The following is a 19,668-nucleotide window of genomic DNA, read 5'->3' on the forward strand; positions in this document are numbered from 1 at the left end:
TATATTATAAGAATAATAGATTTACGTTAACCGCTCCGTATCCAGGCAGGGATGCTGCGGCGCGCGGTCCGCTCATAATCCCCTCCGTCTCCGCATAGGATGCAGCGAGGTGAGGCGGTTTGAGCTTAATGGATCGAGGCAAGGGGGGACAGCCCTCTCCACTGCCCCGCATGGTGTTCCTGGCGCTGTTCTTTTTGGCCGGAGTCTGTTTGGGACAGGTCCTGGCGGGCCGGGTCCCGCGGGAGGCAGGCCGGGAGTTATCGGAATACCTTCACCATTATGTCACGGTGGAGGGCGGCGTCACCGCCGGAACCGTCCTGTCGGCCTTGGTGCTGTACCTGCGGTATCCGCTGCTGGCGGCGCTGCTGGGCTTTGCCTCCGTCGGGGTGGTGCTGCTGCCCTGCACGGCCCTGCTGTTCGGCTTTTTCCTGTCCTTTTCCGTCTGCTGCTTCACGGCGGCCTTCGGAGCCGACGGGGTCATGCTGGCACTGGCGGTCTTCGGGTTGCGGTGCGCCGTGACGCTGCCGGTGTTTTTTCTGCTGGCGGTCCCCGCCTGGGGCTCCGCCGCGGCGCTGGCCGCCATGTCCTTTGGGAGGGGACGGCGGGCCGCCCCGGTGACCTATGGAAAAGTCTGGTGGCGGCGTCTGGGGCTGTGTATGTTGACACTGCTGGTTGGCGTGTGTGTGGAATTGTTTGTTTCGCCGTGGCTGCTGCGGCTGGTTCTGGGACGTGTCCTGGTCTGATACGAAAGAGAGTGGGAGAGCTGACATGGAATTGATCGAACGATACGGCGCCTATCTGGCGGAGGAGAAGCACGCTTCTCAGAATACCATCAGCTCTTACCTGCGGGACGTGACCCAGTTTGCCGATTATCTGGATCACACCGAGGGCTGCGGCCTGCTGGAGGCGGACAGCGACATGGTCCGCTCCTATATGAGCTGGATGCAGGGCCGGGGCAAGTCCGCGGCATCGGTGACCCGGTTCCTGGCCTCTGTGAAATCCTTCTACAATTACCTGATCTCCACCGGAGAACTGGACAGCAATCCCGCCAAGGGTGTGGCCGCTGCCAAGGTGGAGCGGAAGTACCCGGAAATTTTGACCAATAAAGAAGTAGAGCTGTTCCTGGAGCAGCCCCAGTGCGTGGATGCCAAGGGCTTCCGGGACCACGCCATGCTGGAGCTGCTGTATGCCACCGGCATCCGGGTCAGTGAGCTGATCTCCCTGGACCTGGATGATCTGAATCTGGCGGCGGGCTTCATCCGCTGCGAGAGCCGGGGGAAGGAGCGCATCATCCCCCTGTACCACACCGCCGTCAAGGCGCTGCAGGATTATGTGAAGACCATCCGCCCCCAGCTGATCGCCGACAGCAGTGAGCAGGCCCTCTTCGTCAACATGAACGGCGAGCGCATGAGCCGCCAGGGCTTCTGGAAGATCATCAAGCACTATCAGGAGATGGCGGGCATCCAGAAGGAGATCACCCCCCACACCCTGCGCCACTCCTTTGCCGTACACCTGCTGGAAAACGGCGCGGACCTGCGGTCCATCCAGGAGATGCTGGGCCATGCGGATATCTCCTCCACCCAGATCTATACCCATGTGGTGAAGCGGCAATTGAAGGATGTATATCAAAAGGCACATCCCCGAGCATAAACGTCAGCACGGCAGCCGCCGTGCTGATTTTTTGCCTCCGTTCCACCATTTTATTGGCCCCCCGACAGAACCTGTAGGGGCGGCTATCAGCCGCCCGCCTCAAAATTTTTCTTGTACCCCAAAACAAAATCCCATCTCAAACACTCTAACAGTCAGAACGAGGAAAGGAGGGGCGCCCATGGATCAGGAGACCTTTGCCGCCCGGGTGCAGGCCCTGCGGGGGCGGCTGTACCGCACCGCGTACCTGTATCTGGGCAGGGAGGCGGATGCCCTGGAAGCGGTGGACGAGGCGGTGTATCAGGCCCTGCGGGCCCTGAAAAAGCTGCGCCAGCCGGCGTTCTTCGACACCTGGCTCACCCGCATCCTGCTGAACGAATGTCATAAGGAGCTGCGCCGCCGCAAGCGGTTTTCCGGGGAAGAGACGTTCCCGGACACCGCCGGACCGGACGCATACGACGGCCTGCCCCTGAAGGATGCCGTCCGCCGCCTGCCGGAGGACCTGCGGTCGGTGATCATCCTGCGGTTTTTCGCCGGTCTGTCCCGGGCGGAGACCGCCGCCGCGTTGGAGGTGCCCCAGGGCACCGTGGCCACCCGGCAGCGGCGTGCCCTGCAATTGCTGCGGCTGGAACTGGGAGAGGAGGAGTCCGTATGAGCCGAAACGAGGAATACAAGAACCTGCTGGCGGAGCTGGAAAGTGTTCCGGCAGAGCTGGAATGCACTGTGGAAAAAGCGGTGAAAAGGAAAACCGCTTTACAGAAAAAACGGCGGGCCTGGGGCATCTCCTGCGGCAGCATCGCCGCCTGCTTCACGGCCTTTGTGCTGCTGGTGAACCTGTCCGTGCCCTTTGCCCGTGCCTGCGGCAGCATCCCGGTGCTGCGGGAGCTGGCGAAAGCCGTGGCCTGGTCGCCCAGTTTGTCCGCCGCCGTGGAGAACCAGTACGTTCAGCCCATTGGGCAGAGCCAGACGGTGAACGGCATCACCGCCACCATCGAATACGTCATCGTGGACCAGAAGCAGCTGAACATCTTCTTTACCCTGAATGCCCCGGGGTATGACAACCTGAACGCCGAGATGCCCCGCTACGAACCGGAGCAGGTATGCTCCACCATCGGCAGCAGCTGGGACCAGCCCCCCGGGACGTTGCTGCACTACACCCTGGACTACGGCGATCACAACGTCCCCGACAGCTTCACCATGACCTTCGGCGTCACCACCTATGTGGAGCCGGACTGGTCGGAGGGTCCGACAGAAGCGCCTGTGAGATCCTATGAGGACGAGATGCTGGAGCCGGTGGAAGCGGAGGAACCGGACTACCTGGCGGAGTTTACCTTTGCTCTGGCGTTCGACCCCCAGTTCACCGCCAAGGGGGAGCTGATCCCCGTCAACCGGACCTTTGACATGGACGGCCAGTCCCTGACGGTGACGGAGGTGGAGGTCTATCCCACCCACGTTCGGGTGAACGTGGCCGATGACCCGTCCAACACCGCCTGGCTGAAAAGTCTGGCGTTCTATCTGGAGAACGAGGACGGAGAGCGGTTTGAGCCCATCTCCAACGGCGTCAGCGCCACCGGAGACGAGGATTCTCCCGCCTACGTTTCCTTCCGGCTGGAGAGCCCCTATTTCGCCCACAGCGAACACCTGATCCTCCACATCACCGGGGCGGAGTGGCTGGACAAGGACATGGAGACTGTCCGGGTGGACCTGGCGCACCGGACGGCGGAGCGGCTGCCGGAGGGCGTTGCCTTCCAAAGCGCCGAAAAGCGGGACGGCGGCTGGCTCCTGACCTTCCGGGTACAGCAGCGGGAGGAAAACCACAGCTATCAGGTCTGGTACGCCACCTTCTATGACGAGGCGGGGAACCCGTACGAGGCCAACCGCCGGGGCACCACCACCGACGGCAGCGGGTACTTCGAGGAGATGCTGCCCCTGCCGGGGTATCAGGAGGACGTGGTCTGGCTGCAGCCCACCTATTCCCGCACCACCGCTGAGACCATCCCCATCACCATCCCCATCAAATGACCACCAAGGGCGTCCGCCATCCCGGCGGGCGCCTCTTTTTGCACCATGGAAGCGCGGTTGTCTCCAGTATAAATACAATTGTAAGAAATATCGTTTTTCAGAAGAAAACATTGTGCTATTTGCAGATTGCATTTTTTTCCAGCTCGGTTATGATAGGAATATGAAAATCCGAGGAGGATGGAACATGGTCACTCTGGAAACCATCTGGGAGGCCCAGAACGCCCTGCGGGGCGTCGCACGGGTCACGCCCCTGAACCCCGCCAAGGCGCTGGGGAAGAATGTGTACATCAAATGCGAGAATTTACAGCTCACCGGTGCCTTCAAGCTGCGGGGTGCCTACAACAAGCTGCGGAGCCTGTCTCCCCAGGAGCGGGAGCGGGGCGTCATCGCCTGCTCCGCCGGCAACCACGCCCAGGGCATCGCCCTGTCCGCCACAAGGCTGGGGATGAAGTCCGTCATCTGCATGCCCGCCGGCGCGCCCATCAGCAAGATCGAGGCCACCCGGAACTACGGCGCTGAGGTGGTGCTGGTGCCCGGTGTCTACGATGACGCGGCCAGGGAGGCCGCCCGTCTGGCGGAGGAGAAGGGCTACACCTTCGCCCATCCCTTCAACGACCCCGCCGTCATCGCGGGGCAGGGGACCATCGGCCTGGAGATTTTGGAGCAGCTGCCGGAGGTGGAGCAGATCATCGTGCCCATCGGCGGCGGCGGACTGATCTCCGGCGTGGCCTGCGCGGTGAAGAGCATCCGCCCCAGCTGCCGGATCATCGGCGTCCAGGCGGAGGGCGCCGCCTCCATGCTGACCTCCCAAAACGCCGGGGAGCCGGTGGAGCTGCCCGGTGTCTCCACCATCGCCGACGGCATCGCCGTGAAACGGCCCGGGGACCTGACCTTTGCACTGTGCCAAAAGTACGTGGACGAGATCGTCACCGTCCGGGATGACGAGATCGCCACCGGCATCCTGGCCCTGATGGAGGACCAGAAGATCGTAGCGGAGGGCGCCGGGGCCACCCCCATCGCGGCGGTTCTGTTCAACAAGGTGGACGTGTCCGAAAAGAAGACGGTCTGTCTGGTGTCCGGCGGCAATGTGGACGTGACCACCTTGTCCCGGGTCATCACCAAGGGCCTCAGCAAGTCCGGCCGCATCATGGAGATCACCACCAAGGTGGTGGACCAGCCGGGCCACCTGCTGCGGATGCTGAGCATCATCTCCGAGACCGGTGCCAACGTCATGACCATCAACCACGCCCGGGAGGACCAGGACTCCGACGTGAACGCCTGCATGGTCAATCTGGTGCTGGAGACCCGGAACCACCAGCACATCGCCGACATCCAGGCGGCCCTGGCCGTCCACGGCTACGAGTTGCTGAAATGAGAGCAGAGACGCCCGCCCAGCGCGGGCGTCTTTTTCTCGCACATTTGTTCTTTTCGGTTGCGCAAAGGCGGGAAGTCTGCTATACTGACTGTGATTCAACAGGGAAGGGGCGGCCTATGCGCATCTTGGGCATCGACCCGGGCTTTGCCACCATTGGCTTCGGCCTGGTGGAGGCGGACCGGGGACAAGTTCACATGGTGACCTATGGGGCCATCACCACTCCGGCGGGCCTGCCGCTGTCCCGGCGGCTGTACCAGATCGGCACCGATATGGAGGACCTGATCGGCCAGCTGAAGCCGGACGTGATCTCCATCGAGGAGCTGTTCTTCAACACCAACATCACCACCGGCATCGCCGTGGCCCACGGCCGGGGCGTCATCCTGTACGCCGCCGAGAAGTGCGGCATCCCCCTGTACGAGTACACCCCCTCCCAGGTGAAGCTGGCGGTGACGGGCTACGGCAAGGCGGAGAAGCATCAGGTCATGGACATGACCAAGCGGCTGCTGAAGCTGAAAAGCGTCCCCAGGCCAGACGATGCGGCGGACGCACTGGCTCTGGCCCTGTGTCATGCAAGGAGTTTTACTTCACGGCTTCCCCAGACGGGGAATGTGAAAGAGACGGTATAAGGAGAGCGCTATGTTTTACTATCTGGACGGCACCGTGGCGGAGATCTTACCCGGTCTGGCGGTCATCGACTGCGGCGGGGTGGGCTACGCCTGCAAAACCACCAACAACACCCTGGCGGCTCTGAAAAAGGGCCAGCGGGGAAAGCTGTATACCCATCTGAACGTGGGGGAGGGCATCTTCGAGCTGTACGGCTTCGCCGCCCAGAACGAGCTGAACAGCTTCCGCATGCTGATCGGCGTCAGCGGCGTGGGACCCAAGGCGGCCCTGGCCATCCTGTCCTCCGCCACGCCGGAGGCTCTGGCCATGGCCGTGGTCACAGAGGACGCCAAGGCCCTGACGGCGGCGCCGGGCATCGGCAAGAAGATCGCCCAGCGCATCATTCTGGAGCTGAAGGACAAAATGGCCCGGGAGACCGCGGGGGGCCTGGACTTCTCCGGCGGCAAGGGCGTTCCGGCGGCGCCGCTGTTCGCCAGCAAGGCCACGGAGGCCGCTCAGGCCCTGGCGGTGCTGGGCTACTCCAGCCAGGAGGTCCAGATGGCCCTGAAGGGCGTGGACGTGGAGAACCTGCCGCTGGAGGAGATCATCCGCCAGAGCCTGAAAAAGATGGTGAAGTGAGGACGCCTGCGGGCGAATACACCCCAAACAGGGAAGTGAAGCTATGAGCATCGACTTTGGAAATGATATTTACGAGGAGCCCATTGTGGCCAAGACCTTCCTGGCGGAGGACGCCCAGGAGAGCTCCCTGCGGCCCAAGACCCTGGCGGAGTACATCGGCCAGGAGAAGGTCAAGGACAACCTGGCTATCTTCATCGAGGCCGCCAGAAGGAGAGAGGAGGCCCTGGACCATGTGCTGCTCCACGGCCCTCCGGGCCTGGGCAAGACCACCCTGGCGGGCATCATCGCCCAGGAGATGGGGGCGGGCATCCGCATCACCTCCGGCCCCGCCATTGAGAAGCCCGGCGACCTGGCGGCCCTGCTGACCAACCTGAATGAGGGCGACATTCTGTTTGTGGATGAGATCCACCGGCTGAACCGCTCCGTGGAGGAGATTCTCTACCCCGCCATGGAGGACTACGCCCTGGACATCATCGTAGGCAAAGGTCCCAGCGCCAACTCCATCCGGCTGGACCTGCCCAAGTTCACCCTCATCGGTGCCACCACCCGGGCGGGCCAGCTGTCCGCGCCCCTGCGGGACCGCTTCGGCGTGACCCTGCGGCTGGAGCTGTACACCCCGGAGGAGCTGGCGAAGATCGTCACCCGGTCCGCCGGCATCCTGAATGTGGACATCGTCCCCGAGGGCTCCTATGAGATCGCCCGCCGCAGCCGGGGCACCCCCAGAATCGCCAACCGGATGCTGCGCCGTGTCCGGGACTTTGCCCAGGTGAAAGCTGACGGCGTCATCACCAAGGACGTGGCGGACCAGGCCCTGTGCGCCCTGGAGATCGACCACCTGGGTCTGGACCCGGTGGACCGGCGGATGCTGGGCGCCATCATGGACAACTACAACGGAGGCCCCGTGGGCCTGGAGACCCTGGCGGCCACCATCGGCGAGGAGTCCGTCACCCTGGAGGATGTGTACGAGCCGTACCTGATGCAGCTGGGCTTCCTGACCCGGACGCCCCGGGGACGGTGCGTGACCCAGAAAGCGTACCAGCATCTCCACCGGGCCATCCCCGGCGGAGCCGTGCCGGAGGGGGGCATGGATCAGCTGACATTGTGATATTTTCGGCGATTTTCCAAATTCACTAAAATTCGCGGATTTTGTTTCACGAAAATTTGATAATTTGCTTGACATTTTGAGCATTGGACAGGTATAATAAGATATGTGCAAATGGCATGAGAACACCTCAATACCTTTGGAGGACCTGACGGACGAAGAGCTTTGCCGTCTGGCGGCCTCCGGGAACCGCGATGCGGAGGAGACTCTGGTGACGCGGTACAACCGTCTGGTCCGCACCTGCGCCCGGCCGTTCTTTCTGGCCGGCGGCGACAGTGAGGACCTGACCCAGGAGGGGATGGTGGGTCTCATCAAGGCCGTCCGGGAATACGACGGGTCCAAGGAGACCACGTTCCGGACGTTTGCCGAAGTCTGCATTCGCAACCGGCTGTATTCCGTACTCCGCGCCGCGGCCCGTGAAAAGCACCAGGCGCTCAATCAGTCGGTTTCTCTGGATACTCCTGAATTTGACAGTCATTCTTACACCTCTGGCACCTCGCATCTGGCGCAGCGAAATCCCGAAGATCACCTGATCGACCGGGAGCACACAGCAGCCCTCCTGACCGGTGTCCGGAAACAGTTGTCCGAATTTGAAGCGAAGATTTTGGGGTACTATTTAGACGGTCTTTCATGCAGGGAAATTGCCGAGACGGTAGGCAAGCCCCCAAAGTCCGTGGACAACGCTGTGCAGCGGATCCGCCGCAAGGTAGCACAGCAACTTCTTTCCGGCGAATTCAGCAAAGGCTGAACGCAATATATTTTTCTTTTCAAAGAGAGGGTAAAATCATGTACGAAGACAAGACTTTAGTGTGCAAAGAGTGCGGCCAGGAGTTCGTGTTCACCGCCGGTGAGCAGGAGTTCTACGCTGAGCGCGGCTTCCAGAACGAGCCCCAGCGCTGCAAGGCCTGCCGTGATGCTCGCAAGAACGCCGCCCGCGGCCCCCGTGAGTATTTCACCGCTGTTTGCGCTGCCTGCGGCGGCGAGGCCAAGGTTCCCTTCGAGCCCAAGTCTGACCGTCCTGTCTACTGCAGCGAGTGCTTCGCCAAGATGCGCGAGGGCAGATAACAAACTGATCTACGGTTTTGTTTCTTGCAAAGGAAAAACGGCGTCCGTGAAAGCGGGCGCCGCTTTTTTGCGCGCGGAGGGGGAGAAGGGACGGCACTTTTCCGCAAGATGTATACTTTTCTTTGATTTTCTATTGAATTTCCGTTTACAATAGCGTATAATACCACCGTTGAATTTTAAACTGGAGGAAAACTGCTATGATCACCATTACCAAAGATACCATCATCGGTGATATCCTGGATATCGCTCCCCAGACCGCTCCCATCTTCCTGTCCATCGGCATGCACTGCCTGGGCTGCCCCTCTTCCCGCGGTGAGACCGTGGAGGAGGCCTGCATGGTCCACGGCGTGGACGTGGACAAGCTGCTGGCCCTGGTGAACGAAGAGGCCAACAAGGCCCAGTAAGGGACCAATGCACCAATGGGACGCATACGGGGGCAAACCCGTATGCGTCCTTAAACCGACTGCCGGAGGATCGAACATGCGACAACTGGAACTGTCTCCCCGGCTGCAGCTGCTGGCCGATTGGGTCCCCCGGGGCGCCAGGTTCGCTGATGTTGGCACAGACCACGCCTACCTGCCCGTGTGGCTGACGCTCCACGGCCGCGTGACCTCTGCCATTGCCAGCGATCTTCGGAAAGGGCCCCTGGAGCGGGCCAGGGAGACCGGCCGGACCTACGGGGCCGAGGGCATCGACTACCGCCTGGGCGACGGCCTGGTGGGCATCCGCCCGGAGGAGGCCGACACCATCGTCATTGCCGGTATGGGTGGGGAGAACATCGCCTCCATTCTGGCGGCGGCACCCTGGACGGCGGACGGGGAACACACCCTGCTGCTCTCCCCCCACACCAAGGCGGAGGAGCTGCGGCTGTTCCTGATGGACCACGGCTACGCCATCCGCCGGGAGGCGCTGGTGCGGGACCGGGGCACCCTCTACCCGGTGATGGAGGTCACGGCGGGGGAGATGACCCTGGCCCAGGGCCAGCTGTGGGGCGGCGCCAGACTGCTGCATGACCCGCTGGGGGACCGCTACATCATCGAAAAGATCATCCGGCTCATGGGCGCCATCGCGGGGAAGAACCGCTCGGAGCGCCCGGAGGACCGGGAGAAGGCCGACGGGCTGCGGGACACCGTCACCGCGCTGCTGGCTATGAGAGAGGAGTGGCGCCATGCCAACTGTCCGTGACATCGAACAGGCGCTGTTTGCCCTGGCGCCCAAAGACCTGGCCATGAGCTGGGACAACGTAGGCCAGCTGCTGGGGGACCCGGATACGGAAGTTTCCCGGGTCCTGGTGGCGCTGGACATCACGGAAGCCGTGGCCGACGAGGCCCTGGAAAAGGGCTGTCAGCTGATCGTCAGCCATCACCCCGTCATGAACTGCAAGTGGCTGCCGGTGCAGACCGTCCGCAGCGACACGCCCCAGGGCCACCTGCTGCTGAAGCTGCTGCGCAGCGGCGTATCCGCCGCCTGTATGCATACCAACCTGGATATCGCGGAGGGAGGGGTCAACGACCGCCTGGCGCAAGCGCTGGAGCTGATCGACCCTGGGCCCCTGGGAGACCCGGAGGGCCTGTGCCGGGTGGGCACTCTGGCAACGCCCATGGCGCTGGCGGACTTCGCCCGGTCCGTCCAAAAGGCCCTGCACGCCAACGGCGTCCGCTTTGCCGACGCCGGAAAGCTGGTCAGCAAGGTGGCCGTGGGCGGCGGCGCCTGCGGGGACTACGAGGACTTCGCCATCCAAGCCGGATGCGATACCTTCGTCACCTCCGACCTGACCTACCACACCTTCCTGGACGCGAAAGGGAAGGGCATCAACCTCATCGACGCGGGCCATTTCCCAACGGAGGACCCGGTCTGTGAAGCACTGGTTTCCTATTTAACGGCGCGGTTCCCGGAACTGACCGTCACAAAATCCGCTTCCCACCGGGAAGTGATCCAATACCTTGTAAAAGATTGATTTGAAGGAGAAATAGTACTATGTCCGGACATTCTAAATGGCATAATATTCAGAAGACCAAGGGCGCCCAGGACGCCAAGCGTTCCGCCGCGTTCACCAAGATCGCCAAGGAGATCATCGTGGCCGTGAAAGAGGGCGGCGGCTCCGGCGACCCCAACAACAACTCCCGCCTGGCCACCGTCATTGCCAAGGCCAAGGCCGTCAACATGCCCAACGACAACATCAAGCGCACCATCGACAAGGCCCTGGGTGCCGGCAGCACCGAGAACTACGAGGCCGTCACCTACGAGGGCTACGGCCCCGGCGGCGTGGCCGTCATCGTGGAGGCCCTGACCGACAACCGCCAGCGTACCGCTCCCGAGGTCCGTCACGCTTTCGACAAGTGCAACGGCAACATGGGCGCCCAGGGCTGCGTGTCCTGGTCCTTCGACAAGAAGGGCGTCATCGTCATCGACAACGAGGAGGGCGAGCTGGACGAGGAAGTGGTCATGATGGACGCGCTGGACGCCGGCGCCGAGGACTTCGAGGCCGACGGTCCCGCCCTGGAGGTCACCACCGATCCCGACGCCTTCAACGACGTGGTCAAGGCCCTGGAGGCCAAGGGCTACACCTTCGTCAGCGCCCAGGTGGAGATGGTGCCCCAGAACTACATCAACCTCAGCGGCGAGGGCGACCTGAAGAACATGGCCAAGCTCATCGACATGCTGGAGGACAACGACGACGTGCAGAACGTCTGGCACAACTGGGAGAATATGGACTGATTACGATAATTGCAAAAATACAGTTAATTTTGTCAACTTATTGAATCAAAAAAGTTACAAGTTTTCCTACAGCTCCTGTTCAACGACGACATACATTATCATCCCTGTTGCGACAAACATAGGGAGGTTTTCTGTATGAAATTGACGTTGGCAGCAAAGGAATTTTTGAAAGAGATTGAGGTTCGGAAGTATACCCCTAAAACGATTAGGAGTTACCGGAACAACCTCAATCTCTTTCTGCGTTATCGTGCGAAAAAGTTTATTCAAACAGACTGTGCCAGCTATGGACACTGAACTGCGGAAGTATATTCAGCAAATGAATGAGGACAGGAAGTAAGATGCCTCGATGAATGACGATGGATTCTACCGCTGGTCGGTTGCCTTTTTCAGGGAAACGGCGTACAGTCAGAGGCGAGGTGAAGCACATGAACAAGGAACGGCTGGGCGCCTTTATCGGGGCGCGCCGAAAAGAACGGAACATGACACAAAAGGACCTGGCGGCGCGTCTCCATGTGACAGACAAGGCTGTCAGCAAGTGGGAGCGGGGAGTTTCCCAAAGTTAAAGATACCACATCAATCCCACGCGGACTTTTGCTCAACCGATACAGCCGGAGGGCTGGATAACAAGAAAAGGCGGTATGCGCCCCGTGGAGGGGTAGCGTACCGCCTTTTCTTGTGGGGGTTTCCAAAGGGGGCAGCGCCCCATTTGGCACACGACTTTGCGGAGCAAAGTGTAGTGTGTTATACGCTCTGTCGGCGTTGCCCTGAAAATACCGTTGCCGCCGGGGAGGGCAAGGGCATTTGACGCGGCAGGAAAGCAGGGCTTTGTTTGGGGCTGGTAAGCCGGAAACAAAGGGCTGATTTCAGCAGCAGACAGGGCGTATTATGTTATACGCTCTGTCGGCGTTGCCCTGAAAATACCGTTGCCGCCGGGGAGGGCAAGGGCATTTGACGCGGCAGGAAAGCAGGGCTTTGTTTGGGGCTGGTAAGCCGGAAACAAAGGGCTGATTTCAGCAGCAGACAGGGCGTATTATGAAAGCCCCCGTCCCTCGTCCTCCGCCCCCGGCCTATGGGACAAAAAGTCCCAAAGCTCTGGACACCGTGACCAGATGTGTGGCCACACTCCGGGAAAAGTAGCAGGACGGCAGGAAACCGTCAAGGCTGAAATGAATGGGCTGACGCCCGGCCTTGACCGTTCCCCGCCGCCCCGCTGGATGGGTGGACAAGGTGGCCAATCCCTAAAAGTGTTTGGCCGCACTCGTTCATTTTGGGGCCTTTCTTCTCCCAAAATTGAAATGGGCGGGAAAGCCCTAAAATGGCTTTCCCGCCTTGATTACCCATTAGCAAAGACGGGCGAGACTGTCAACGGCGGCGCTGAAAGCGCCGTTCATCTTGACCGTTGACTGGCTCGCCTGGCTTTGCTACTGCCCGTAAGAGATGGAAAAACAAGATGGAAAACAAGGTTAAAAATGGTTGACAAGTCTATCGGATGTGTGTTATACTGTGCGACAGTTTGAGATTGGGAGGAGGCTTACGTGTGTTAATTTGTGTACGCTAATAAGCAATAAAAAGTAGAAGTACCTTTCCACATGATGGTGGGCTTTTTTTGCGTGCGTATGCAAAGGAACACGTAGGTTTGACACGAGCAGTCTTTGAACTGTATCGTGGTGTTTTTTCGTGCTTTGTTGTTATGCAGGCGTCTGCCCTCTCTGTGGGACAACGCCTGCTTTTTATTGCAGAAACAAAGGAACAATGCAATAAAAAAGGAGGTTCGCATTATGACCCAAAACAACAATTCATGGAGAAAAACTTATTTTACACTTCTTGCCGGACAAGCAATATCCTTTATTAGCAGCGGTATTTTGCAAATGGCCATTATCTTTTATTTGGTTGCGAAAACTAATTCTGCAATCATATTGACGGCGGCAACACTGATTGGATTTTTGCCGCAAGCCTGTTTAGGCCCGTTTGCAGGTGCTTTTGTTGACCGGCACAGCCGTAAAAGCGTAATGATTGGTGCGGATTTGATAATTGCCGCCGCTGGCGGTATTCTGGCGCTGGTGGCGTTTTACATGGAATTGCCCGTATGGTCTATTATGGTTGTCCTGTTAATCCGAAGTGCGGGAACTGCTTTTCATTCTCCAGCATTCAGCGCAGCAACACCTATGATTGTGCCAAAAGAGGAACTTACAAAATGCGCTGGTTACACGCAGACCATGCAAGCAGTAAGTGCGATTATCAGTCCAGCTGCCGCAGCGTTTTTATATGCTGTTTGGCCTCTTAATGCAATTATATTGTTAGATATTGTGGGTGCAATCCTTGCCTGTGTGACTGTTGCGATTTCGTCCATACCAACGCCTGAACTATGTCCAGAAACGAAAAGACAACAGTTTTTACAGGATATGAAAGAGGGGTATGTGGTATTAAAGCAAAACAGGGGCCTCTTTGCTCTGCTCTGGATTGGTGTAATTTATATGTTCTTTTATATGCCAATCAGTACGCTTTTTCCTCTCATCTGTATGTCATACTTCAAAGGAACACCGGCCCATGCCTCTGCCGCTGAAATTGCTTTTGCGGTTGGTATGCTGCTTGGCGGAGTCATTCTGAGCATTTGGGGCGGTTTTAAGAAACGGCGGTACACCATCGGTCTTTCCGTTCTCCTGATGGGCGTTAGCAATATGCTCTCCGGGCTTTTGCCGCCAGACGCATTTCTTGTCTTTGTTGTGTGCTGTACTGTTATGGGAATTTCCGCTCCATTTTACGGTGTGCAAAATGCGATTTTTCAAGAAACGGTCAAACCAGAATATCTGGGGAGAGTTTTTTCTCTACTGACAAGCGCCGCTTCCCTCGCCATGCCGTTTGGCCTTGTCATTTCCGGGCCTCTGGCGGAGCGGCTGGGAGTTGAGAAATGGTTTGTCATTTGCGGAATTGGCATTATCATCGTTGCGCTTGCCGTATTTTTACTACCCGGTTTGAGAGAGATTGACAATACGCAATAATCAACTGCACCTTTTTCTATTACTAAACAAAATGCCTGGATGGTGGTTCTGAAAAACCAGAACCGCCGTTCAGGCATTTTTTATCTTCGTCCTCTCTGCGGTTTTGGATTCTTCAGCAAGTCGGATTTTTCCGCAATCTTTTTCAGCCACTTCCGTTCTTCTACTGACAGCTTCCTAAAATTCAGCTTGAGCCGTTTGCAGATAAACGCCAAGTACGCTTGTTCCGTGTCGCTGTCCTGGCTGACGATTTCACCAGCAGTTTCCAGCATTTCTTTTAGCGGGTTATCCTCTGGGACGCTGAAAAAATCGTCCTTGTGTGTTTCCCGCAGAGCAAGGGCAATCCCGTTTATGTCCCGTTGTATCACATAGCGGCAAAACTCGTCCTCATCAATATGGGCGGTGATAAGCTGTCTTAACTGCGTATCACTCATGCCAGGATTATGCTTTTTTATAACAGTTGCGCTCATCGTGTCCACTATGGCGTTTGCACCCTGCGCCTGTTTCAGTGCCGTTCCGTTCACATAGATTTCAAGGTCAGCCATCAGCCGGGGGAAATCCGGGTGCGCCGCCAGCTCACACAGCAGGGTATTGTCTATCCTCCCGCTTTTCAGCAGGTCAATCATTTCATCACTCAAACGCAGGTCTGCAAGATCGGCGTTTGGGTGATTTTTCATTTCAGACAGCCCCAGCAGATAATCAGCGGTCACACCGTAAAACTTCGCCAGCCGGATAAGGGCATAGTGGCTGATGTCCTTGAAGTCTTCCGTTTCGTAACTGCCCAGCGCAGACTTGGAAAGCCCGGTCTGCTCCGCAAGCTGCCCCAGCGTCAAGCCACGCTCCACACGTAGGTCTTTTAATCGCTCTTGTATGGATAAAGACATATTCACCCTCCTTGCTAGCTCAACGAAAGAGAAGCCGTTATGCTATGTACTATGCTCATAGCATAACGGCATAGGCATTTACAGTTTTATTTTACCATTTGCTACATCTTCACGAAATTTATCAACAAGCTTCGCTGTCAGCTTGGATTTACCGTAGTGTTCAAGTACAAAAGTACGATAACTTTTTCCATCTACAAGCACATCACTTTTTCTGGTCAACAACCAATTTCCGTTACCTCCTCCCTGTTCTCTAATATTCCAGTCTTTCCCATATCTTTTATAGATTTCATCTTTTTTACCTTGAACAGACATTGATTCGCTTGGAATATAAACAATTTGCATAATAGCTCCTCCTTTATTTTGTGCAAGAAGACCAGAAACCTGAATTTGTCTTTTATCTTTTTTTGATTATATCACAAATCCGAGAGCGTGGAAATAGGGAGTTTTTCAGGCTGATTTCCTACCTCTTGGATATACGGCACAGGCGGTCAAAAAGGTGTAGACTTGGGATAGTTCATCGATGGACAAGCACCTTGGAAACAGAACACGCCAAAGAAAACGGAGGGACGCATGAGCAAAAGACCCTATCAACACCTGCCGCCGCTGGAACACAGGCCGGACGGCTCCCCCTACCGCATAACCCCGCCCCAGAAGAGACGAGCCAGCGGCCTGATACGCCGGGAGTGCTGCAACTGCGAGGACGGAAACTGCCTTGCGCTGGACGATGGCGACACCTGCGCCTGTCCGCAGATGATTTCGTTCTCCGTCTGCTGCAAGTGGTTCCGCTGGGCGGTCTTGCCGCTGGACAGGACGCTGGAAGCGGAGATTTACCGGGACAGGGACTTGAAACGCTGTGCGGAGTGCGGCGGTGTGTTCGTCCCGAAGTCCAACCGGGGCAAATACTGCCCGGACTGCGCCGCCAGAGTTCACAGGCGGCAGAAAACAGAAAGTGAACGGAAAAGGAGGTCTGCTGTGGACAGTTAAGAGCGGGAAAAGCCTTGATTTGCAAGGCTCCGCAAGCCCTCAACCGGGGCGGCTGGTATCATTTATCATTCGCCCCGGAAAACGGGCCTCTAACCGTCCACAAAACACGCTATGACAAACACGATTTATATTCACCAGCCGGAAAAGGCGTTCAGTTTCACCCGGCTCCCCAATTTCCTTTTTGAAGCACCCACATTCCAGCCCTTGAGCAACGAAGCGAAGGTGCTGTATGCCTTTGTCCTGCGCCGGGCGGAGTTGTCCCGGAAGAACGGCTGGGCGGACGAGTACGGGCGGGTCTACCTGTACTACCCCATCTGCGAGGTGGTCGCTTTGCTCCGCTGCGGGCGGCAGAAAGCGGTCAACACCCTGCGGGAGTTGCAGTATGCGGGGCTGGTGGAAATCCAGAAACAGGGCTGTGGAAAACCCAACCGCATTTACCCGAAATCCTATGAAGCGGTTCCAAACACCGACTTCAAGAAATCCGGTTATGGTACGCCGGAGGGCTGAAAACCGTACTTGGCGAGTACGAAAATCAATCCTCTTGAAGTACGGAAATCTGACGGTATATAGAAATACAGAGATTAAAACCATCTATTTACATTCATTCCATTCCAATCCTATCAGAGATATTTTCGGCGGGAAAACCCGCCGGAAAGGAATGGAATGGGGAAAGGAGTTCAATGGCACAACACGCAATTTTGCGATTTGAGAAGCACAAGGGCCACCCGGCGGGGCCGCTGGAAGCCCACCATGAACGGAAAAAGGAGCAGTACGCCAGCAACCCGGACATTGACACCAGCCGGAGCAAGTACAATTTCCACATCGTCAAGCCGGATGGCCGCTACTACCATTTCATTCAGAGCCGCATCGAGCAGGCCAGATGCCGCACCCGCAAGGACAGCACTCGGTTTGTGGACACGCTGATTACCGCCAGCCCGGAGTTTTTCAAGGGCAAGTCCCCAAAGGAGATAGCGGCCTACTTCCAGAGGGCGGCGGACTTCCTCATTGACCGGGTGGGCCGGGAGAACATCGTTTCGGCTATGGTACACATGGATGAAAAAACGCCCCATCTGCACTTGGTCTTTGTGCCGCTGACAAAGGACAACCGCCTGTGCGCCAAAGAAATTATCGGCAACCGGGCAAACCTGACGAAGTGGCAGGACGATTTTCACGCCTATATGGTGGAGAAATATCCTGACTTGGAGCGTGGGGAGAGCGCCAGCAGGACAGGCCGGAAGCATATCCCCACCCGGCTTTTCAAACAGGCGGTTTCCCTCTCCCGGCAGGCAAGAGCCATTGAAGCCACACTGGACGGCATTAACCCGCTGAACGCCGGAAAGAAAAAAGAGGAAGCCCTCTCCATGCTGAAAAAGTGGTTCCCGCAGATGGAGAATTTCTCCGGGCAGTTGAAAAAGTACAAGGTCACAATCAATGACCTGCTGGCGGAGAATGAGAAGTTGGAAGCAAGGGCAAAGGCCAGCGAAAAAGGAAAGATGAAAGATACGATGGAACGGGCAAAGCTGAAAAGCGAACTGGACAATTTACAGCGGCTGGTTGACCGTATCCCGCCGGATATACTGGCGGAACTGAAACGTCAGCAGCGGCACACGGTAAAGGAAAGGTGATAGATATAAGCAGAAATTTTCGCCGCCTCTGTGCGGCATTGTACCTTGAAAACTGAATATGGAGGACACTGGATGGCAAAAAGTGAAAGCGATATTTTTACACCCCGAACAGGGCAGGTTATACAAGCAGAGAACGGCACGCAGTATTTTGTATGTGGGAACAACCGTATAAAAATCTCCGAACACTTCGCCGCAGGCGGGAAGCCCCTCGGTGATCTGATTGTAGATGTGGTGCGGCATACCGCAGAAAAAGCCGCTTCAACCTGATAGCCCATCATTGATAACACGCCCACGCTTATGATATAATTGCCATAGAGCAAAAGTATTGTAAGCGTGGGTTGTTTCTTTAGAAGGAGGATTTTTACGGTGAAACAACCTTACAATACTACGATTTACAACACGGCGCTTTATATGAGATTGAGCCGGGACGATGAACTGCAAGGAGAAAGCGGGAGTATTCAGACACAACGCATGATGCTCCGGCAATATGCCGCCGAGCATGGCCTGAATGTCATAGATGAATATATCGACGATGGATGGTCTGGAACGAACTTTGACAGGCCGGATTTTCAGAGAATGATTGATGACATTGAGGACGGGAAAATCAACTGCGTTGTTACGAAGGATTTATCCCGCTTAGGCAGAAACTACATTCTGACCGGCCAGTACACGGAAATCTACTTTCCCAGCAAAGGCGTCCGCTATATCGCTGTCAATGACAATGTGGACACCATCAACGGAGAGAATGAGCTTGCCCCATTCCTCAACATTCTGAATGAAATGCACGCCCGCCAGACCAGCAAAAAGGTAAAGGCGGCCATGCGGACACGGTTCGCAAATGGCGCACACTATGGAGCCTATGCTCCGCTTGGCTATGTCAAAGACCCAGATAAGAAAGGCCATCTTCTGATTGACCCGGAAACAAGGTGGATTATCGAAAAGATTTTTGACCTTGCCGTTCATGGCCGGGGAGCCGCCAGCATTACACGGATTTTGGTCGAAGAAAAAGTACCTACTCCCGGCTGGCTGAATTTCCAGAGATACGGCACTTTCGCAAATATCTATGCCGGAGCGCCGGAGGAAAAAGCCTATGCGTGGACGATAGCGCAGGTGAAAAGTATTCTGAAAGAGGAAACCTATATCGGACACAGCGTCCACAATAAGCAGACCAACATTTCATTCAAAAACAAGAAGAAAGTACGCAAGCCAAAAGAGGAATGGTATCGTGTGGAGAACACCCACGAAGCGATTATTTCCGAAGATGTGTTCCGTCAAGTACAGGAGCAGATTTGCAACAGGCGCAGACGGCAGAAGAACGGCACAACACAGATATTTTCCGGGCTGGTAAAATGTGCGGACTGCGGCTGGTCGCTGGCCTATGGTATGAACAGCCAGAACAAAAATCCCTATGCCCACTACCATTGTAGCAAGTACGGGCAAGGATTGCACCAGTGTTCCATGCACTATATCCGCTATGATGTGCTTTACGCCTATGTCCTTTCCCGTCTGCAATACTGGTCTGTGCTGGCACAGCAGGATGGGGACAAACTTCTGAAACGGCTACTTAACGCCAGCGACAAGGAACGCAATACTGCAAGGAAGCGGCAGACAGCCGAACTGAAAAAGGCGGAAAAGCGCAAAGCAGAAGTAGACACCCTGTTTGCAAAAATGTATGAGGACTGGTCTGCCGGACGCATTACAGAATACAATTTCAATATGCTGTCCGAAAAGTATCAGGGCGAACAGCGAGAATTGGACGTAAAAATTGAACGGCTTCACGAAGCGATGGAGACCGCCGCCCAGACAGCGGTTGACGCTGAAAAGTGGATAGGTCTGATGAAACAGTATGTCAATCCCACAGAATTGACGGCTGAACTTCTGAATACGCTGATTGAAAAAATCCTTGTCCATGAAGCGGTCAAAAGTGAGGACGGAAGCCGGGAACAGGAAGTGGAAATCTTCTACCGCTTTATCGGCAAAATCGAATGACACATCTTGAGATACCCAA

24 protein-coding genes are annotated in these 19,668 nt (G+C 56.8%); 22 read left to right on the top strand and 2 right to left on the bottom strand.

Annotation, left to right across the window (positions count from 1 at the left end; all coding sequences use genetic code 11):
* Positions 1-128: 128 nt before the first annotated feature.
* The 17 genes from JQM66_RS07130 (at position 129) to JQM66_RS07210 (ending at position 14,170) form a co-directional block, all read left to right on the top strand.
* Positions 129-743 carry a hypothetical protein gene (locus JQM66_RS07130; protein ID WP_235229199.1) on the top strand — a complete coding sequence of 205 codons (615 nt, stop codon included), beginning with the start codon at positions 129-131 and terminating at the stop codon, positions 741-743.
* Between the two features lie 25 nt (positions 744-768).
* A complete protein-coding gene (xerD, locus tag JQM66_RS07135; protein ID WP_235229200.1) occupies positions 769-1,650 on the top strand; it encodes a site-specific tyrosine recombinase XerD in 882 nt (293 codons plus the stop codon).
* Positions 1,651-1,828: 178 nt separating this feature from the next.
* Entirely contained in the window at positions 1,829-2,302 is a 474-nt protein-coding gene (locus JQM66_RS07140; RefSeq protein WP_235229201.1) for a sigma-70 family RNA polymerase sigma factor, read from the top strand.
* Positions 2,299-3,669, top strand: a complete 1,371-nt coding sequence (locus JQM66_RS07145) for a DUF4179 domain-containing protein (RefSeq protein ID WP_235229202.1) — start codon at positions 2,299-2,301, stop codon at positions 3,667-3,669. The genes JQM66_RS07140 and JQM66_RS07145 overlap by 4 nt, the downstream gene beginning before the upstream one ends.
* A gap of 184 nt (positions 3,670-3,853) precedes the next feature.
* Complete coding sequence (gene ilvA / locus JQM66_RS07150; RefSeq protein ID WP_235229203.1) at positions 3,854-5,044, top strand: threonine ammonia-lyase; 1,191 nt, start codon at positions 3,854-3,856, stop codon at positions 5,042-5,044.
* A 116-nt stretch (positions 5,045-5,160) separates the two neighbouring features.
* The gene (gene ruvC, locus JQM66_RS07155; protein ID WP_235229204.1) at positions 5,161-5,670 is read left to right on the top strand and encodes a crossover junction endodeoxyribonuclease RuvC; all 510 of its coding nucleotides are present in this window, start codon (positions 5,161-5,163) and stop codon (positions 5,668-5,670) included.
* Between the two features lie 10 nt (positions 5,671-5,680).
* Positions 5,681-6,286: a Holliday junction branch migration protein RuvA gene (gene ruvA / locus JQM66_RS07160; protein WP_235229205.1), complete on the top strand. Its 606-nt coding sequence runs from the start codon at positions 5,681-5,683 to the stop codon at positions 6,284-6,286.
* A 43-nt stretch (positions 6,287-6,329) separates the two neighbouring features.
* Positions 6,330-7,391: a Holliday junction branch migration DNA helicase RuvB gene (gene ruvB / locus JQM66_RS07165; RefSeq protein ID WP_235229206.1), complete on the top strand. Its 1,062-nt coding sequence runs from the start codon at positions 6,330-6,332 to the stop codon at positions 7,389-7,391.
* 103 nt (positions 7,392-7,494) lie between these two features.
* Positions 7,495-8,136 carry a sigma-70 family RNA polymerase sigma factor gene (locus tag JQM66_RS07170; RefSeq protein ID WP_235229207.1) on the top strand — a complete coding sequence of 214 codons (642 nt, stop codon included), beginning with the start codon at positions 7,495-7,497 and terminating at the stop codon, positions 8,134-8,136.
* A gap of 38 nt (positions 8,137-8,174) precedes the next feature.
* The gene (locus JQM66_RS07175; protein WP_235229208.1) at positions 8,175-8,453 is read left to right on the top strand and encodes a zinc-ribbon domain containing protein; all 279 of its coding nucleotides are present in this window, start codon (positions 8,175-8,177) and stop codon (positions 8,451-8,453) included.
* 197 nt (positions 8,454-8,650) lie between these two features.
* A complete protein-coding gene (locus tag JQM66_RS07180) occupies positions 8,651-8,857 on the top strand; it encodes a DUF1858 domain-containing protein (protein WP_235229209.1) in 207 nt (68 codons plus the stop codon).
* A gap of 76 nt (positions 8,858-8,933) precedes the next feature.
* Positions 8,934-9,638: a tRNA (adenine(22)-N(1))-methyltransferase gene (locus JQM66_RS07185; protein WP_235229210.1), complete on the top strand. Its 705-nt coding sequence runs from the start codon at positions 8,934-8,936 to the stop codon at positions 9,636-9,638.
* A complete protein-coding gene (locus JQM66_RS07190) occupies positions 9,622-10,410 on the top strand; it encodes a Nif3-like dinuclear metal center hexameric protein (RefSeq protein ID WP_235229211.1) in 789 nt (262 codons plus the stop codon). The genes JQM66_RS07185 and JQM66_RS07190 overlap by 17 nt, the downstream gene beginning before the upstream one ends.
* Positions 10,411-10,430: 20 nt before the next feature.
* Entirely contained in the window at positions 10,431-11,171 is a 741-nt protein-coding gene (locus tag JQM66_RS07195; protein WP_235229212.1) for a YebC/PmpR family DNA-binding transcriptional regulator, read from the top strand.
* Between the two features lie 135 nt (positions 11,172-11,306).
* Positions 11,307-11,465 (top strand): hypothetical protein, encoded by a 159-nt coding sequence (locus JQM66_RS07200; protein ID WP_235229213.1) that lies wholly within the window; start codon positions 11,307-11,309, stop codon positions 11,463-11,465.
* A 131-nt stretch (positions 11,466-11,596) separates the two neighbouring features.
* Positions 11,597-11,734, top strand: coding sequence for a helix-turn-helix domain-containing protein (locus tag JQM66_RS07205; RefSeq protein WP_235229214.1), 138 nt, complete (start codon positions 11,597-11,599; stop codon positions 11,732-11,734).
* Positions 11,735-12,949: 1,215 nt separating this feature from the next.
* Complete coding sequence (locus tag JQM66_RS07210) at positions 12,950-14,170, top strand: MFS transporter (RefSeq protein ID WP_002584949.1); 1,221 nt, start codon at positions 12,950-12,952, stop codon at positions 14,168-14,170.
* 80 nt (positions 14,171-14,250) lie between these two features.
* Here JQM66_RS07210 and JQM66_RS07215 read toward each other — a convergent pair whose 3' ends face one another.
* Both JQM66_RS07215 and JQM66_RS07220 read right to left on the bottom strand, forming a co-directional pair.
* A complete protein-coding gene (locus tag JQM66_RS07215) occupies positions 14,251-15,051 on the bottom strand; it encodes a helix-turn-helix domain-containing protein (RefSeq protein ID WP_002575858.1) in 801 nt (266 codons plus the stop codon).
* 78 nt (positions 15,052-15,129) lie between these two features.
* Positions 15,130-15,393: a hypothetical protein gene (locus JQM66_RS07220; protein WP_002575859.1), complete on the bottom strand. Its 264-nt coding sequence runs from the start codon at positions 15,391-15,393 to the stop codon at positions 15,130-15,132.
* A 228-nt stretch (positions 15,394-15,621) separates the two neighbouring features.
* Between JQM66_RS07220 and JQM66_RS07225 the strand changes: the two genes are divergently transcribed.
* The 5 genes from JQM66_RS07225 to JQM66_RS07245 all read left to right on the top strand — a co-directional run bounded on the left by JQM66_RS07225 (position 15,622) and on the right by JQM66_RS07245 (position 19,649).
* Positions 15,622-16,035 carry a cysteine-rich VLP domain-containing protein gene (locus tag JQM66_RS07225; RefSeq protein WP_002575860.1) on the top strand — a complete coding sequence of 138 codons (414 nt, stop codon included), beginning with the start codon at positions 15,622-15,624 and terminating at the stop codon, positions 16,033-16,035.
* Positions 16,036-16,146: 111 nt separating this feature from the next.
* A complete protein-coding gene (locus tag JQM66_RS07230; protein WP_002575861.1) occupies positions 16,147-16,542 on the top strand; it encodes a replication initiator protein A in 396 nt (131 codons plus the stop codon).
* 173 nt (positions 16,543-16,715) lie between these two features.
* Complete coding sequence (mobV, locus tag JQM66_RS07235; protein ID WP_235229215.1) at positions 16,716-17,660, top strand: MobV family relaxase; 945 nt, start codon at positions 16,716-16,718, stop codon at positions 17,658-17,660.
* A 72-nt stretch (positions 17,661-17,732) separates the two neighbouring features.
* Entirely contained in the window at positions 17,733-17,927 is a 195-nt protein-coding gene (locus JQM66_RS07240) for a hypothetical protein (RefSeq protein ID WP_002334813.1), read from the top strand.
* 99 nt (positions 17,928-18,026) lie between these two features.
* Positions 18,027-19,649, top strand: a complete 1,623-nt coding sequence (locus JQM66_RS07245) for a recombinase family protein (protein WP_002334812.1) — start codon at positions 18,027-18,029, stop codon at positions 19,647-19,649.
* The last annotated feature ends 19 nt before the right edge of the window (positions 19,650-19,668 follow it).

Origin of the sequence: Oscillibacter valericigenes, assembly GCF_021531915.1 — a bacterium.
GTDB classification, from domain to species: Bacteria; Bacillota; Clostridia; order Oscillospirales; family Oscillospiraceae; genus Oscillibacter; species Oscillibacter valericigenes_A.